This is a genomic window from Kribbella sp. C-35, assembly GCF_046549195.1.
In the GTDB taxonomy this organism is placed as follows: domain Bacteria; phylum Actinomycetota; class Actinomycetes; order Propionibacteriales; family Kribbellaceae; genus Kribbella.
This window is the reverse complement of record NZ_JAJPWG010000007.1, coordinates 351,976-367,717: the sequence shown is the minus strand read 5'-3', so window position 1 is coordinate 367,717 and position 15,742 is coordinate 351,976. Positions and strand designations below refer to the sequence as shown.

At 68.4% G+C, this 15,742-nt stretch carries 12 protein-coding genes; 8 read left to right on the top strand and 4 right to left on the bottom strand.

Going from position 1 to position 15,742, the window contains the following annotated elements:
- Positions 1 to 335 precede the first annotated feature (335 nt).
- The gene (gene glgP, locus ACLJOO_RS39275) at positions 336 to 2,930 is read right to left on the bottom strand and encodes an alpha-glucan family phosphorylase (protein ID WP_410793008.1); all 2,595 of its coding nucleotides are present in this window, start codon (positions 2,928 to 2,930) and stop codon (positions 336 to 338) included.
- A 190-nt stretch (positions 2,931 to 3,120) separates the two neighbouring features.
- Here glgP and ACLJOO_RS39270 point away from each other — a divergent pair, with 190 nt between their 5' ends.
- Complete coding sequence (locus tag ACLJOO_RS39270; protein ID WP_410793006.1) at positions 3,121 to 5,109, top strand: alpha-1,4-glucan--maltose-1-phosphate maltosyltransferase; 1,989 nt, start codon at positions 3,121 to 3,123, stop codon at positions 5,107 to 5,109.
- A 165-nt stretch (positions 5,110 to 5,274) separates the two neighbouring features.
- Here ACLJOO_RS39270 and ACLJOO_RS39265 read toward each other — a convergent pair whose 3' ends face one another.
- Positions 5,275 to 6,426 carry a threonine synthase gene (locus ACLJOO_RS39265; RefSeq protein WP_410793005.1) on the bottom strand — a complete coding sequence of 384 codons (1,152 nt, stop codon included), beginning with the start codon at positions 6,424 to 6,426 and terminating at the stop codon, positions 5,275 to 5,277.
- A gap of 11 nt (positions 6,427 to 6,437) precedes the next feature.
- Positions 6,438 to 7,046 (bottom strand): winged helix-turn-helix domain-containing protein, encoded by a 609-nt coding sequence (locus ACLJOO_RS39260; RefSeq protein ID WP_410793003.1) that lies wholly within the window; start codon positions 7,044 to 7,046, stop codon positions 6,438 to 6,440.
- Between the two features lie 313 nt (positions 7,047 to 7,359).
- On the opposite strand from ACLJOO_RS39260, the gene ACLJOO_RS39255 reads away from it, so the two are divergent.
- Positions 7,360 to 11,712, top strand: a complete 4,353-nt coding sequence (locus tag ACLJOO_RS39255) for a S8 family serine peptidase (protein WP_410793001.1) — start codon at positions 7,360 to 7,362, stop codon at positions 11,710 to 11,712.
- Between the two features lie 191 nt (positions 11,713 to 11,903).
- Here the strand turns inward: ACLJOO_RS39255 and ACLJOO_RS39250 are convergent, their stop codons facing one another.
- A complete protein-coding gene (locus tag ACLJOO_RS39250; protein ID WP_410792999.1) occupies positions 11,904 to 12,416 on the bottom strand; it encodes a winged helix-turn-helix domain-containing protein in 513 nt (170 codons plus the stop codon).
- Positions 12,417 to 12,657: 241 nt separating this feature from the next.
- Here ACLJOO_RS39250 and ACLJOO_RS39245 point away from each other — a divergent pair, with 241 nt between their 5' ends.
- The 6 genes from ACLJOO_RS39245 to ACLJOO_RS39220 all read left to right on the top strand — a co-directional run bounded on the left by ACLJOO_RS39245 (position 12,658) and on the right by ACLJOO_RS39220 (position 15,735).
- Positions 12,658 to 13,761 (top strand): OmpA family protein, encoded by a 1,104-nt coding sequence (locus ACLJOO_RS39245; RefSeq protein WP_410792996.1) that lies wholly within the window; start codon positions 12,658 to 12,660, stop codon positions 13,759 to 13,761.
- Between the two features lie 507 nt (positions 13,762 to 14,268).
- A complete protein-coding gene (locus tag ACLJOO_RS39240) occupies positions 14,269 to 14,589 on the top strand; it encodes a hypothetical protein (RefSeq protein ID WP_410792994.1) in 321 nt (106 codons plus the stop codon).
- A 27-nt stretch (positions 14,590 to 14,616) separates the two neighbouring features.
- Positions 14,617 to 14,832, top strand: coding sequence for a hypothetical protein (locus ACLJOO_RS39235; RefSeq protein ID WP_410792992.1), 216 nt, complete (start codon positions 14,617 to 14,619; stop codon positions 14,830 to 14,832).
- A gap of 49 nt (positions 14,833 to 14,881) precedes the next feature.
- Complete coding sequence (locus ACLJOO_RS39230) at positions 14,882 to 15,094, top strand: type II toxin-antitoxin system HicB family antitoxin (RefSeq protein ID WP_410792991.1); 213 nt, start codon at positions 14,882 to 14,884, stop codon at positions 15,092 to 15,094.
- Positions 15,095 to 15,454, top strand: a complete 360-nt coding sequence (locus tag ACLJOO_RS39225; protein ID WP_410792989.1) for a type II toxin-antitoxin system HicA family toxin — start codon at positions 15,095 to 15,097, stop codon at positions 15,452 to 15,454. It abuts the gene before it with no gap.
- A gap of 65 nt (positions 15,455 to 15,519) precedes the next feature.
- The gene (locus tag ACLJOO_RS39220) at positions 15,520 to 15,735 is read left to right on the top strand and encodes a hypothetical protein (RefSeq protein WP_410792987.1); all 216 of its coding nucleotides are present in this window, start codon (positions 15,520 to 15,522) and stop codon (positions 15,733 to 15,735) included.
- The last annotated feature ends 7 nt before the right edge of the window (positions 15,736 to 15,742 follow it).

The window sequence follows — 15,742 nt, the reverse complement described above, 5'->3', positions numbered from 1 at the left end:
GCTCGGGTCCAGGGCCGGCGAGCGGCACGGACCGGACGGTGCACGCCGGACGGTCGTGCGGTGCGTGCCTGCGAGCGGCGGTGCGGTGGTGTGGTGGGGACTGGAGACAGGAGATGGTGGGCGGAGACAGGGAATGTCGGGTTCCAGCCCGCCACGGCCTGTCATAAGTCCTCGGGTGCCCCCACCGACACCCACACATCGGACCGGAGAGCCGTTATTGCCTGTCCCACGCCGCCAGTACCTGTTCACACCCCCGGCTCGCGGCAGCTGGGGGGCAGACACAAAACACCCCCGCCTGGTGAGGCAGGCGGAGGTGTGTCTTTTGTGGTGGAGGCTCAGAACTCCGAGCCGGCGGGGAGGTCAGGAGTGGACGGGTCGTCCGGGTCGGACGGGCCGGCGGCGAGGCCGAGTTCGGCGACGCTCGCGAGACCGGAGTGGTTCGGGACGACGCGGACGGTGTAACCGAACGGACCGGTGCGGTCCAGCTTCAGTTCGCCCTCGTACCGGTGCCGGTTGCCCTCGTACGTCTCGGCCAGCGAGAGCGTGGCGCGAACCGGGTCCGTGAGCTCGTCGTTGGTGTCGACGCGACCGTGCAGCACCTCGACACAGATGTCCGACGGAGCGAGATCGCCGAGTGCCGCGAACGCGCGGATCCCGACGGTCGTGCCCAGCTGCGGTACGTCGCCGAGACCCTGAAGCTCCACGTGGTCGACCCGGATCTGCGGCCACGCCGCCCGGACCTTCTGCTTCCACGCGGCCAGTTCGCGCGCGCCGTCGTACGTCGAGTTCAGCGCCCGCGACGACTGCGCCGCCGGCACGTACAGCTGCTCGACGTAGTCCTTGACCATCCGGGTGGCGAGCACCTTCGGGCCGAGCTCCTTGATCGTGTGCCGCAGCATCTCGATCCAGCGGGTCGGCACGTCACCGTCGTAGAAGCGCGGCGCGACCTGCTTCTCGATCAGGTCGTACAGCGCGTGCGCCTCGAGGTCGTCGCGGCGGTCGGTGTCCTCGATCCCTTCGGCGGACGGGATCGCCCAGCCGAACTCGTCGTCGTACCACTCGTCCCACCACCCGTCGCGGATGGACAGGTTGAGACCACCGTTGAGCGCGGCCTTCATCCCGGACGTGCCGCACGCCTCGTACGGGCGGAGCGGGTTGTTCAGCCACACGTCGGTACCCGGGTACATCGGCTGCGCGAGCGCGATGTCGTAGTCCGGCACGAACACGATCCGGTGCCGCACCTCCGGGTCGTCGGCGAAGCGGACCATCTCCTGGATGAGCTTCTTGCCGCCCTCGTCGTGCGGGTGCGCCTTGCCGGCGATGACGATCTGCACCGGACGCTCCGGGTGCAGCAGCAGCGCCTTCAGCCGCGCCGGGTCGCGCAGCATCAGCGTCAGCCGCTTGTACGACGGAACCCGCCGGGCGAAGCCCATCGTCAGGACGTCCGGGTCGAGGATCGAGTCGACCCAGCCGAGCTCGGCCTCGCTCGCGCCGCGGTTGATCCAGGACTGCCGCACCCGCGAACGGGTGTCGTCGATGAACCGCTGCCGGAGCAGCCGCTTGGTCTCCCAGATCTGCGCGTCGGTGGTCTTGTCCAGACCCTCGAACACCGAGTCGCCGTCGGCGGTGTAGTTCGCGTACGTCAGGTCGTGCACCTCACGCGCCACCCACGTCGGCGCGTGCACGCCGTTCGTGATCGAGGTGATCGGCACGTCGACCGAGTCGAAGCTCGGCCACAGCCCCGCGAACATGCCGCGGCTGACCACACCGTGCAGCTTGGACACGCCGTTCGCGCGCTGCGCCAGCCGCAGCCCCATGATCGCCATGTTGAACAGCGCCGGGTCGCCGCCCTCGAAGTCCTCGGCGCCGAGCTCGAGGATCCGGTCGACCGGGACTTCCGGGCCGAACACGTCCGGCGAGAAGTGCTGCTGGATCAGCTCCACCGGGAATCGGTCGATACCGGCCGGGACCGGGGTGTGCGTGGTGAACACGGTGCCGCCACGGTTGACCTCGAGCGCGGTGTCGAAGTCGAGGTCCTTGTCGGCGGCGAGCTCGCGGATCCGCTCGATGCCGAGGAAGCCGGCGTGGCCCTCGTTGGTGTGGAACACCTCGGGCGCCGCGTGGCCGGTGATCCGGCAGTACGTGCGGACCGCGCGGACACCGCCGACGCCGAGCAGCAGCTCCTGGAGCAGGCGGTGCTCGGTCGAACCGCCGTACAGCCGGTCGGTCACCTCGCGCTCCGACGGCTCGTTCTCCTCGATGTCGGAGTCGAGCATCAGCAGCGGCACCCGGCCGACCTGGGCGACCCAGATCTGCGCGTGCAGCTCGCGGTTGCCGGGCAGCGTCAGCGTCACGGTCGCCGGTGCGTCACCATCCCGGAGCAGGCTGATCGGCAGCCCGTCCGGGTCCACCAGGGGGTAACGCTCCTGCTGCCAGCCCTCACGGTTCAGCGACTGCGCGAAGTAGCCGTGCCGGTACAGCAGGCCGACGCCGATCAGCGGTACGGCGAGGTCGCTGGCCGCCTTCAGGTGGTCACCGGCAAGGATGCCCAGACCGCCCGAGTACTGCGGGAGCACGTGGGTGATGCCGAACTCCGGGGAGAAGTACGCGACCGCGTCGAGCGGCGAACCGCCCGCGGTCTGGAACCACCGGTCTTCGGTCACATAGCTGTCCAGGTCGGCTACAGCCAGTTCCAGCCGGCGCAGGAAAGCGTGGTCGTTGGCCAGCTCGTCGAGCCGGGCCGCCGGGACCTCGCCGAGCAGCTTGACCGGGTCACCGCCGGTGCTCCGCCACAGCTGCGGGTCGACGGCCTCGAAGACGTCCTGCGTCTCCGGGTGCCAGGCCCAGCGGAGGTTGTTCACCAGGGTTCCCAGGCCGGTCAGCGGCTCGGGCAGGACAGGGCGGACGGAGAATCGTCGTATCGCTCGCACCGGGACACCGTACCGGGCAACGGTGCAGAGAACACCTTCGGGATGCATCGATCTTGCAACGCGAGCAAGATTTTGCAGCCACGTGTGTCACAGACCGGTACTGGGAACCGATAACGTCAGCACTGTCGTTCTCGACGTAGTTACCCACCCGCCGGATCCGCAAATCAGAATGGGAAGGTTCTTCTACGCCATGACTGGGCGCATCCCGATCACCGATGTCACACCGACCGTCGACGCCGGAGCTTATCCGGCGAAATCCGCGGTCGGCGAGACGTTCACCATCGCGGCAACGGTCTTCCGTGAGGGCCACGACGCGGTGAACGCGAACGTCGTACTGACCTCGCCGTCGGGACAGACCAGACGGATGCTGATGACCCCGGTCGGTCAGGGCACCGACCGCTGGACCGTCGACGTGACGCTGCAGGAGCAGGGCGCGTGGACGTTCTCGGTCGAGGGCTGGAGCGACCCGTACGGGACCTGGCGGCACAACGCCGAGATCAAGATCCCGGCCGGCCTGGACGTCGACCTGATGTTCGCCGAAGGCGCCGCGTTCTTCGACCGCGCGGCCGCCGGCGTGCCACCCGCCGTACGGGCGGACCGCGGCACGCTGAGCGATGCGGCGCACGCGCTCGCGAACGGCGCGCTGCCCCCGGAGGCGCGGTTGGCCGCGGGCATTTCCCCGCAGGTACGGGCGGCTCTCGGTCGCTACCCGGTCCGCGAGCTGATCACCTCCTCCGAGACGTACCCGGTGTGGGTCGACCGGACCCGCGCGCTGTACGGCAGCTGGTACGAGTTCTTCCCGCGCTCCGAAGGTGCGGCGTACGACGAAGAATCCGGTGAGTGGAAGTCCGGGACGTTCCGGACCGCGGCGAACCGGCTCGAGGCCGTCGCGAAGATGGGCTTCGACATCCTCTACGTGCCGCCGATCCACCCGATCGGCCACTCGTTCCGCAAGGGCCCGAACAACACCCTCGACCCGAAGCCGGGCGACCCGGGTTCGCCGTGGGCGATCGGCTCCGAGGACGGCGGCCACGACGCGATCCACCCGGAGCTCGGCACCTTCGAGGACTTCGAGTACTTCGTCGGCCGGGCCCGCGAGGTCGGCCTCGAGGTCGCGATCGACCTGGCGCTGCAGGCGTCGCCGGACCACCCGTGGGTGAAGGAACACCCGAAGTGGTTCTCGGTCCGCGCCGACGGCTCGATCGCGTACGCCGAGAACCCGCCGAAGAAGTACCAGGACATCTACCCGATCAACTTCGACAACGACCCCGAAGGCATCTACGCCGAGGTACTGCGGATCGTGAAGCTGTGGATCGCGCACGGCGTCACCGTGTTCCGGGTGGACAACCCGCACACCAAGCCGGTCAACTTCTGGGAGTGGCTGCTCGGCGAGATCCGCAAGACCGACCCGGACGTGGTGTTCCTGTCCGAGGCGTTCACCCGGCGGCCGATGATGCAGGAGCTGGCGAAGGTCGGGTTCCACCAGTCGTACACGTACTTCACCTGGCGCAACGAGAAGTGGGAACTCGAGGAGTACCTGGAGGAGCTGACCAAGGAGACCGGTCACTTCCTGCGCCCGAACTTCTTCGTGAACACGCCGGACATCCTGACGGCGTACCTGCAGTACGGCGGACCCGGCGCGTTCAAGATCCGCGCCGCGATCGCGTCCACGTCGTCACCGGCCTGGGGCGTGTACGCCGGGTACGAACTGTTCGAGCACGTCGCGCTACGGCCCGGCTCGGAGGAGTACCTGGACACCGAGAAGTTCCAGCTCCGCCCGCGGGACTGGGAGGCTGCGGAGGCCGAGGGTCGCTCGCTCGCGCCGTACCTGACGCTGCTGAACAACATCCGCCGCCGTCACCCGTCCCTGCAGCAGCTGCGCAACCTCACGCTACACTCGGTCGATGACGAAGCGATCATGTGCTACTCGAAGCGCTCCACCGCCCCCGACGGCCACACCGACACCGTCATCGTCGTCGTGAACACCGACCCGCACTCGGTCCGCGAATCGATGGTCCACCTAGACATGACAGCCCTCGGCATGCGCCCCGAAGACACCTTCACCGTCTACGACGAAATCACCGGCGCAACCTGGCGCTGGGGCCAACAGAACTACGTAAAACTAGACCCCAACGGCGAACCCGCCCACATCCTCGCCGTCCGCCGCGGCCAAGCCTAGGCAGTACGCCGGGCCGGTTACGGGCAACTGAACCGGCCCACGCGGCAACGGTGTGATGGGTGCACGGCACCTCAACTGGTGGTTGTGAACAGGCAATAGCCTGTCTCCACACACCAGTTCCTGTCGCCACGCACCACGGACGGCCGCGGCGGGCTGGATGCTTCGCTAGAGCGGGACGGTTTCTGGGTACTTCAACCCCGCCCCGGTGTTGAGGGCTACTACCTGGTCGTTGGTTTGGATCCAGCCGGACTCGCGCAACGAGCGGATGGCGGCGAAGTTGGCGGCGCCTTCGGGGCAGATGAAGGTGCCTTCGAGGCGGGCTGCCTGGTGTTGTTCGGCGAGGATGTCTTCGTCGTCGACGGCGATTGCGCAGCCGTTGGTTTCGGCGATCGCTTGCAGGACCAGGAAATCGCCGAGGGCCTTCGGGACGGTGATGCCGAAGGCAACGGTTTGGGCGTCGGGCCAGGGTTCGCTTTCCGGGAGGCCCTTCTCCCAGGCGCGGACGATCGGTGCGCAGCCCGTCGACTGGACGGCGACCAGGCGCGGGAGGGGGCCGTCGATCCAGCCGAGGTCGCGGAGTTCGTTCAGGGCCTTCCAGATGCCGATGATGCCTACTCCCCCGCCGGTCGGGTAGACGATCACATCCGGCAGCTGCCAGTTCAGCTGTTCGGCGATCTCCAGGCCCATCGTCTTCTTGCCCTCGATCCGGTACGGCTCCTTCAGCGTCGACGCGTCGAAGTACCCGGACTGTTCCCGGATGTACGCCGCCGCGTCGCCGATCAGCCCGTCGATCAGCTGCAGTCGCGCGCCGACCGCGGTCACCTCGCGCCGGCAGATCTCCGGCGCGGCGATCGGCATCGCGATCAACGCCTCCATCCCGGCGCGCGCGGCGTACGCGGCCCAGGCCGACCCGGCGTTCCCGTTCGTCGGCATCGCGATCTTCCGTACGCCGACCTCATACGCGCGCGACACGCCGACGGCGGCGCCCCGGGCCTTGAACGTCCCGGTCGGGATGAGCCCCTCGTCCTTCATCAGCAGGCGATCCACCCCGAGTTCAGCGCCGTACCGCGGCAACGGCAGGAGCGGCGTCATCCCCTCCCCCAGCGTCACCACGTTCTCGGGCGACCGCACCGGCAGCAGTTCGTGATACCGCCACAAGTCAGGCGCGCGCGAGGCGAGATCAGCCTTCGTCAGCGACGGTACGTCGTACCGCGCGAGCAGCGGCGATCCGCACGGGCACAGGCCGATGATCTGATCGGCGTCATGGGTGGCGCCACAACGAGGACATTCGAGATGACTCAGTGCGGAGAAGGTCACGTCAACAGAAACTACCCCGCGCGGAGATCGGTGATCATCGGACGCTGGTGATCGGTGAGCCGGAACCCGATACCGCGGACGGCGTCGATGGTGACCGTCGTACCGAGGTCGTCGAGTTTGCGGCGCAGGCGCTTCACCACCGAGTGCACGTCGGCAGTGCCGCGGACCTTCCGGTCCCGCCACACGGTCTGGTGCAAGGCGTCGTACGACCAGACCCGCAGCGGCGCGGACATCAGCCGGCTGAGCAGCTCCTGCTCGAGCTCGGTCAGCTGGATCTCGCCACCACGCCAGCGCGCGACCGAGCGCGCCTGATCGATCGTGAGTACGTCGGCCTCGGGATCCTCACTGGTTGCCTGGACGGCGGCGGCATCGACCGCATCGGGCTCCGGCGGCTCGGGCTGCCCAGGCGCGGCGGGCGGCGGTTGCTCAGCGGGAACAAGCAATCTGCGCAGTTCGTCGAGGCTGGAGACGAGCAGCAGCGGCGCGACGTCGTCAACGAGTTCGGCGAGCCGAACACGCTGCTCGGGCGAGGCCGCGACCGCGATGAGCAGCGGAAACGGTTCGGATCTGGTGGTGGTCAGATCGACGTCCGCTGGGGCGGGGACACGGGCGGTGACCATCTGGTCACGATGTCAACATCTGCCTCGGATCGTCAACGGAATGCCAACGTTTGCCCAGGTTGCCTCGATCGGCGCGACAGCTAGTCACAAGTTGCTCACCAAGTGTGCTTGTTACCACGTTGTTCTGACACATAAGGTCCACGACAGGCTTGCGGTGTCACATGCCGCGACCTGGGGGGCACGGTGCGTTCACACGCCCTCCTGCAGCAATGACTCGGGGGAGTCGACTCGGGGTCGTTTCAAGTGAGGGGCTGCAGAGATGTCACATCACCGAAAGGGACTCGCCAGATCACTGGTGGGTGCCCTCGCGACGGTGGCAGTCGTCGCAACCAGTCTGGCCGCCGCCGGCCAGGCCCAGGCTTCACCGCCCACCAAGCCGGAGGCCACACCGGCCTCCAAGATCAAACCGGAACTGCTGGAGAAGCTGGACGGCAAGGACGCCAAGTCCGCGACGGACTACTGGGTCCGGTTCGCCGCGAAGGCCGACCTGACCGCCGCCGGCAAGATCACCAACTGGAACGAGCGCGGCACCGCGGTGGCCGCCGCGCTGAAGAAGGCCGCTGCGGACAGCCAGGCGAAGATCCGCGCCGAGCTGGACGCGCAGCACGTGAAGTACCAGTCCTTCTGGGGCACGAACGCGATCCGCATCGAGAGCGGCTCGCTCGAACTCGCCCAGAACCTGGCCGGTCACACCGAGGTCGAGGGCCTGTATGCGCCCGTGCAGATCGAGGTACCGAAGGTCACGCCGGGCCAGCAGGAGAAGGCGATACAGGCCGTCGAGTGGGGCGTCGCCAACATCAAGGCGAACCAGGTCTGGTCGCAGTACGGCGACAAGGGCGAGGGGATCGTCGTCGCCAACATCGACACCGGTGTGCAGTACGACCACCCGGCGCTGGTGAACCAGTACCGCGGCAACAACGGTGACGGCACCTTCAACCACAACTACAACTGGTTCGACGCGGCCGGCACCTCGCCGAACGCGCCGGCCGACGGCAACGGCCACGGCACCCACACGATGGGCACCATGGTCGGCGACGACGGCGCGGGCAACCAGATCGGTGTCGCCCCGGGCGTGAAGTGGATCGCCGCGAACGGCTGCTGCCCGAGCGACGCCGCGCTGATCTCGTCCGGCCAGTGGATGCTCGAGCCGACCGACCTCGCCGGGCAGAACCCGGACGCGAGCAAGCGGCCGAACGTCATCAACAACTCGTGGGGCTCGACGCTGCCGTCGAACGACCCGTTCATGGAGGACATCACCCTGGCCTGGACCGCGTCCGGGATCTTCGGGACGTTCGCCAACGGCAACAGCGGTGAGGGCGGCTGCAACACGTCCGGCTCACCGGGCAGCCTGACGAGCAACTACTCGGCCGGCGCCTACGACATCAACAACAACATCGCGTCGTTCTCCGGACGCGGTGTGGGCCAGAACGGCACCATCAAGCCGAACATCTCGGCCCCGGGTGTCAACGTCCGCTCCAGCCTGCCGGGCAACACGTACGGCGCGTTCAACGGTACGTCGATGGCGACACCGCACCTGACGGCCGCCATTGCCCTGCTGTGGTCGGCCTCGCCGTCCCTCAAGGGTGACGTCGCCGCCACGCGGGCGCTGCTGAACTCGACAGCGATCGACACGCCGAACAGCCAGTGCGGCGGCACCGACGCGAACAACAACGTCTTCGGTCAGGGGCGTCTGGACGCGCTGGCGCTCCTGAACGCGGCGCCGATCGGCGACACCGGCACGCTCTCCGGCACCGTCACCGCCGCCACCGGTGGTGCCGCTCTCGCCGGCGCCAGCGTGACGGTGAAGGCTGAGGGCCAGCCTGACAAGACGCTGACCACCAGCAGCAACGGCACGTTCTCGTCCGTGCTGCCGGCCGGCGACTACAACCTGACGGTCGCTTCGTTCGGTTACGCGACGCAGACCGCCACCGCCACCATCATCACCGGTCAGACCACCACAAAGAACTTCGCTCTGGTGAGCACTCCGCAGGTGAGCGTCGGCGGCACCGTCACGGACGGCTCCGGCCACGGCTGGCCGCTGTACGCGAAGGTGTCGGTCGAGGGCCCGGGTGGCGTGTTCGACTACACGACCCCGAGCAACGGCCGGTACAGCCTCAAGGTCCCGTCCGGTGCGGCGTACTCGCTCAAGGTCGAGTCGAAGTACCCGGGCTACACGACCGTCAGCCAGCCGATCACGGTCGGCACCGGCAACCTGACGCAGAACATCGCCGTACCGGCCGACGGCACCTCGTGCAGCACCGCGCCCGGTTACAAGTGGGGCTCGGACGGCCTGTACGAGACCTTCGACTCCGGTGCCACGCCGAGCGGCTGGACCGTCGTCGACAACAAGGGCAACGGTCAGGTCTGGAAGTTCGACGACCCGGGCAACCGGGGCAACCTGGCCGGTGGCAGCGGCAAGTTCGCGATCATCGACAGCGACAAGTACGGCGGTGCCGGGTCGCAGGACACGTCGCTGGTCAGCCCGGTCGTGGACCTGACCTCGGTCACCGCTCCGGTGATCCGGTTCAACCAGGACCTGAGCTATCTCAGCGGTGAGAAGGCCGACGTCGACCTGTCGATCGACGGCGGTGCCACCTGGAGCAACGTGCTCACCCAGGCGGACGACGTCCGTGGCGTCAAGGAGATCGCGATCCCGCAGGCGGCCGGCAAGTCCGCGGTCCAGGTGCGGTTCCACTACTACGACGCGTCGTACGAATGGTGGTGGGAGGTCGACAACGTCCTCGTCGGCAGCCAGGTCACCTGTGTGCCGACCGGCGGCGGCATCGTCGTCGGCAACGTCAAGGACGCCAACACGAGCGGCTTCGTCAACGGCGCCGTCGTCACCCGTGACGGCAGCACCGAGTCCGCGACCACGGTGGCGACGCCCGAGGACACCGGTCTGAACGACGGTTTCTACTGGCTGTACTCGTCCGCTGACGGCGACCAGGGCTTCACCGCCAAGGCCGGCAACTACGTCAGCTCGACCGCGACCGTCGGGGTCGAGGCGGACTGGACGACCACGGCCGACTACACGCTGAAGGCCGGCCAGCTGGCCGTCACGCCGGGCACCGTGTCCGGCAACCTGAAGCTGCCGACCGGCAAGGTGACCAAGTCGTTCAAGGTCACGAACACCGGCGGCGCGCCCGTCGACGTGAAGTTCGGTGAGAAGGACAGCGGTTTCGTCCTGCAGAACGCGAACGGCAGCACGACGACCAAGGCCCAGGTGGAGAACGGGCCCGGCGCACCGCTGCAGCGGCTCGCCGTGGACACCTCGTTCGCCCGGATGCTGTCGGGCAAGACCGGCGCCGCGCCGGCCGCCGCGAAGCCGATGGCGGCTCCGTGGACCGACATCGCCGACTACCCGGCGTCCGTGATGGACAACCGGGTGGTCAGCCTCGAGGGCAAGACGTACTCGATTGCCGGTGGCAACGGTAGTGCGTCGACCGGGAACAGCTACGTGTACGACCCGGCCACCCTCGCCTGGACCGCGATCGCCCCGCTGCCGGGTGCTCGCAACGCCATCAGCGTCGGTGTGATCGGCGGCAAGATCATCGCCAGCTCCGGCTGGGGAGCGTCCGGCCCGGCGCCGGAGACCTGGTCCTACGACCCGGCCGCCAACGCCTGGACCGCACTGGCCGCCAACCCGGCCCCGCGGGCCGCGGCCGGTCAGGCCGTGCTCGACGGCAAGCTGTACGCCGTCGGCGGGTGCACCACCTCCGGCTGTCTCCCGATGAGCAACACGGTCGTCCGGTACGACGCATCGGCGAACGCCTGGGAGACGCTGGCGAACTACCCGCAGTCGGTCGCGTTCGCGTCCTGCGGCGCCATCGACGGCAAGCTGTACTGCGCCGGCGGTAACGACGGCACCAACTCGCTGAAGGCGGCGTACGTCTACGACCCGGGAGCCGACTCCTGGACCGCGATCGCGGACGCTCCGGCCGACCACTGGGCGGCGTCGTACGCCGTCGCCGGCGGGAAGCTGCTGATCGTCGGCGGTGTCCAGGCCGGTGCGGTCACCAACGCTGGGTTCTCGTACGACCCGTCGTCCGAGAGCTGGACCGCGTTGCCGAACGCCAACCTGCCGCGGTACCGCGGTGGTGCGGCGTGTGGCTTCTACAAGATCGGCGGCTCGTCCGGCAGCTTCAACGCGACCCCGGACAGTGAGGCCCTGCCGGGTCTCGAGGACTGCTCCGAGTCGTCGGCGGACGTGAGCTGGCTGTCCATCGACCAGACCGAGGCCACCCTGGCCCCGGGACAGTCGACGACCGTCAAGGTCACGCTCACCGCGAGCGTCGACCAGCCCGGTACCTACAGCGGTGCCGTGACGATCGGCGAGAACACCCCCTACACGGTCGCTCCGGTCGGCGTGACGATGGTCGTCACCCCGCCCACCACGTGGAGCAAGCTGCAGGGCACCGTCACGGGCGTCAGCTCGTCCGGCGCCTCCGCCGCCCTTCCGGGCGCGATCGTGCAGGTGGACTCGTGGGCCCAGTCCTACACCTTCATCACCGACAAGGACGGTAAGTACGCCTACTGGCTCGACCGTCGCAACAACCCGCTCACCCTGATCGCCGCGAAGGACGGCTACAAGCCCCAGACCCGCACCACCAAGCTGGTCGCCGGCACCCCCGTCACCGAAGACTTCGCCCTGAAGTCGATCAAGTAAGCAGGCAGTAAGAAAGCTCGGCCCCCGGACCAGCTGGTCCGGGGGCCGAGCCCTTTCCGGAAGGAGTGGGGAATCCACCGCACCTGGGATGACATGTGATGTGAAGGGACATGTCGGACAGGGTGTGAAGGGACATGTCCCTTCACATCACAAACCTGAACTGACCTGCTGGATTCCCCACTGTGCGCCGACTAGGTGGCGGGGAGGAGGTGGAAGCCGACGCCGCGGACGGCGTGGATGGTGACCGTGGAGCCTAGGTCGGCGAGTTTTTGGCGGAGGCGTTTGACGACCGAGTGGATGTGCGAGCCGTGGCCGAGGTGCTCGTTACCCCAGACGGCGTGGTGCAGGCGCTGGTACGTCCACACCCGGCCGGGTTCCGCTACCAGGCAGTGCAGGAAGTCGTGCTCGAGCCGGGTCAGCGGCATCTCGCGGTCCTTCCAGCGGACCACCCGGCGGTGGACGTCCAGGCGCAGCTCCGCGACCGGCTCCGGTTCACGCACCGCCTGCATCCGACGCTCCCCGGCCGCCACGGTCTGCACAGCCGGTACGCCGGTCAGCTCCAGGAAGGCGCGGGCCTGGTCGGCGTTCGAGACCAGCAGGAGCGCGTCGGCGCCGCCCAGCAGGCGGGCCAGCTGTACCCGTTCGGCCGTGGACGCGGCCACGCCGATGATCAATGACGAATCGGACGGCCTCTCCATCGGCATCACAAGCTCGCCCCTCCCAGTCGAACCGGCCCGCCCTAAGTACGGTTCACGGCGCGAACTAAGTCAAGCGATTCGCCGCCCACCGGGCTGGCACATATGCGTCCTGTCCGAGACAGGACAGCCAAACCACAGCAAAACCGCAGCAAACCTCGCGACGCTCCCCGGACTGGTGTGCGATCGGCCCGCCAAGCGGAGTAGTCTCCTGGCGCACGGTCACTCTGACCGCATCCACGGAGGAACAGTGCCCGGTCTCGTTCGACGGCCGCTCGTCATCTGGTTGCTCGCGGCCCTCGCAGTCCCTGTACTGCTGACGGCTGTGCTGATTCCCGCCAGGGCCGGCACCACCGAGGACGACCTCCGCGAACGCACCACTGCCGCCCTGAAGGCACGCGGTATCGAGACCGGCGGCGTCGACTTCGACGGCCGGAACGCGCGCGTCACCGTGCCGTCCGGAGTAGATCCGGCGGTGGTCCGGGAGGTCGTGACCGGCGTCGACGGCGTGCGGTCGGTCGAGCTCGTGAACGGGCAGGCGGCCGGCGCTACGCCGACACCTGCTCCGACGAGCAGCAGTACGCCGGCGCAGTCCGACGTACCGGCGTTCGAGGTCGGGCGGACGGATCGGTCGATCCGGGTGCAGGCGCCGGTGCGGAGCCAGGCGGTCAAGGACGCGATCGCTGCCGAGGTCGACCAGGTGCTCGGCGAGGACCGCGAGTACGACGACCGCACCACGATCGACGCCGCGAACGGACTCGCGGACGCGTCGACGGTGTCCGCGCTGCTGCGGGCGCTGGCGATCGGCGGCGGTGACGCCTCGGTGCGGTACGACGGGGAGACCGTGACGTTGTCCGGTCAGGTACCGGACCAGGCGACCAAGGCGACGATCGGCCGGGCCGCCGCGGCCGCCGTACCGGGCGCGGTGATCGCGGACGAACTGGCGCTGCCGGCGCCGCCGAAGACCGCGGTCAGCGAGCCGTGCCGCACCTTCCCGACCCGGCTGGCCGAGTTCAGCCGGCAGTACCCGATCAACTTCCTGTCCGGTACGTCGATCGTGAACGACGCGTCGAAACCGTCCGTGGTGAAGGCGGCCGCCGTCCTCAAGTCGTGTACGACGGTGCGCGTCGAGGTGGCCGGTCACACCGATGACCTCGGTTCGCCCGCAACCAGCCTGCCGCTGTCCGAGCGCCGGGCCGCCGCGCTGAAGGCCGAACTGGTGCGGCTCGGGGTCAGCGCGAACCGGATCCTCGCGCACGGGTACGGCGAGGCGTTCCCGATCGCATCCAACGCCACCGGCGCCGGGCGGATCGCGAACCGCCGCGCCGAGATCCGAGTAGTGCAGGGGAATTGAAATGAGCTGGCTGATCGCGGAGACCTGGATTCTGCTGCTGGTCGCGTTCGTACTGGGCAGCGCGGCCGCCTGGCTGGTACACCGCCTCGTCCGCCACTCAGCCGGAGGAGCACGCTGATGAGCTGGCTACTACGAGACAACTGGCTGGGCTCCCTCCTAGCGTTCCTGGTAGGCGCAGCCATCACCTGGGCCCTCCTCGACCGCCGCCGCCCAGCCCCCGCAATCCCCACCCCCACACCTGCACCGACAGCACCAGCCGGACCAACGGCCGAGCGAGCCACCCCGTCACCGGCAGCTCCCACCGCACCAGCGGGTGAGCGAGCCACCCCAGCACCAACAGCCAAGCCGGCACAGTCGGCCCCGCCGATCTCGTCGGACCAGCAGGCCCCCGCGGCTAGATCGGCGCAGCCGAGCTCAGCGCCCGAGCCCGCCCCGGCTCCGGCAACTCCCGTAGCCCCAGCAACTCCTGCGGATCCTGCGGGGTCGGGTGGCAAGGTTGAGCAGCCGGTGTTTTCGCAGTTGATGGGTGGGGAGGCGACCCTGTTCGATCACATCCAGCCGGCTGCTGACACGGTTGCTGAAGCGCCAGCCGACGTACCGGGTGGGAGGTACGGCGAGGGGTCGGCGGATGCGGTGCCGCACCAGGGGCCGCCGGATGGGTTCACGATCAAGGGGAACGCGCAGTCGATGCTGTTCCACACGCCCGATTCGCCGTACTACGGCCGCACCAAACCGGAGGTCTGGTTCCGCACCGAGGACGACGCCGAGCGGGCCGGCTTCACCAAGTACACGCGCCGTCCGCGCAAGGCCGCGGACCCGCGCGACTGACCCGCGCGAACACCCCAGGGAGAGACCGTGCGACGCCAGCTCCACCTTCCCTTCATCGTCGGCCAGGACGAGGACGGCACCTGGATCGCCGAGTCGGCGCTCACCCCGGACATCTTCGTCTCCGGCGAGGGCGAGACCCGCGAAGCCTCCCTCGACGACCTCCGCATCCAGATCGCCCGCGTAGTAGCCGATTCCGGCGCCCCCGAACAACTCGTCGTCGACGTTGACATACCGGACAACTGACCCACCTCGGTCTTACGATCTCGACAACACTGAGTAACCAGGAGGCGTAATGCAGCGCGATATCACCGTTCCATTCGTGATTGCCGAGGACACCGAGGACGGCGGGTGGACCGCCTCCGCGGCTCTGACGCCGGACGCGTTCGCCAACGGTGAGGGTGAGACACGGGAGGAGGCCATCGAAGATCTCAAGGCGGCGCTCCAGTTGCTGGCAGAAGAGGTGGGCGTTCCCGAGCAACTCGTCGTGACCGTGGAGGTCCCGTAAATGCCGAAGAAGTTCCGCGACGCAGACAAGGAACTCAAGAAGGCTGGATTCACGCCGTCCCGGCAGAGCGGCAGCCACATCACGTACAAGAACGCCAAGGGCAAGACGGTCACCGTGCCGAAGCACGGCGAGATCAAGACCGGTACCTGGAGCAGCATCGAGAAGCAGGCCGGCCTGAAGCAGCAAGGGTCGACAGGGTCGCAGCAGCAGGCGCAGCAGGCGCAGCGGGTGGCCAACGATGGTGTCGCAAAGCCCGGTGGGAAGAACGCGCAGGGCTCAGGTCAGCAGGGTCAACAGGCTGGGAAGCAGGGCGGGCAGAAGCCCAAGCGGCGCCTGTTCGGTGGTCGTGACGGCCGTTGAGGCCGAGACTGGAACACAACGCAGTACCGCAGTAACGGTGGCTGATCCGCTCGAAGGAGAACACGATGGGAACGGATGCCCAGGAGCCGTTGGAGCCGGATGCCGTCATTCTTTCGGGCGAAGGCCAGGAAGGGCGGAACGTCAACGCGGACAAGGCGTACCCCGGACTGCAGTCGGTGAACGTCCGGGGGCTGAAGCGGCGGTATCGGCGTGGTGGTGGGCGTGGTGGTGCGGCCCAGCAGGCCGGGAAACAGCGTGAGGAGCGGTCGCCCAAGCGGTGATCCCGCT

Excerpts from the sequence above, each read along its gene's own strand:
- ACLJOO_RS39270 (WP_410793006.1), top strand. The coding sequence starts at position 3,121 with ATGACTGGGCGCATCCCGATCACCGATGTCACACCGACCGTCGACGCC.
- ACLJOO_RS39260 (WP_410793003.1), bottom strand. The coding sequence starts at position 7,046 with ATGGTCACCGCCCGTGTCCCCGCCCCAGCGGACGTCGATCTGACCACC.
- ACLJOO_RS39250 (WP_410792999.1), bottom strand. The coding sequence starts at position 12,416 with ATGCCGATGGAGAGGCCGTCCGATTCGTCATTGATCATCGGCGTGGCC.
- ACLJOO_RS39230 (WP_410792991.1), top strand. The coding sequence starts at position 14,882 with ATGCAGCGCGATATCACCGTTCCATTCGTGATTGCCGAGGACACCGAG.
- ACLJOO_RS39225 (WP_410792989.1), top strand. The coding sequence starts at position 15,095 with ATGCCGAAGAAGTTCCGCGACGCAGACAAGGAACTCAAGAAGGCTGGA.
- ACLJOO_RS39220 (WP_410792987.1), top strand. The coding sequence starts at position 15,520 with ATGGGAACGGATGCCCAGGAGCCGTTGGAGCCGGATGCCGTCATTCTT.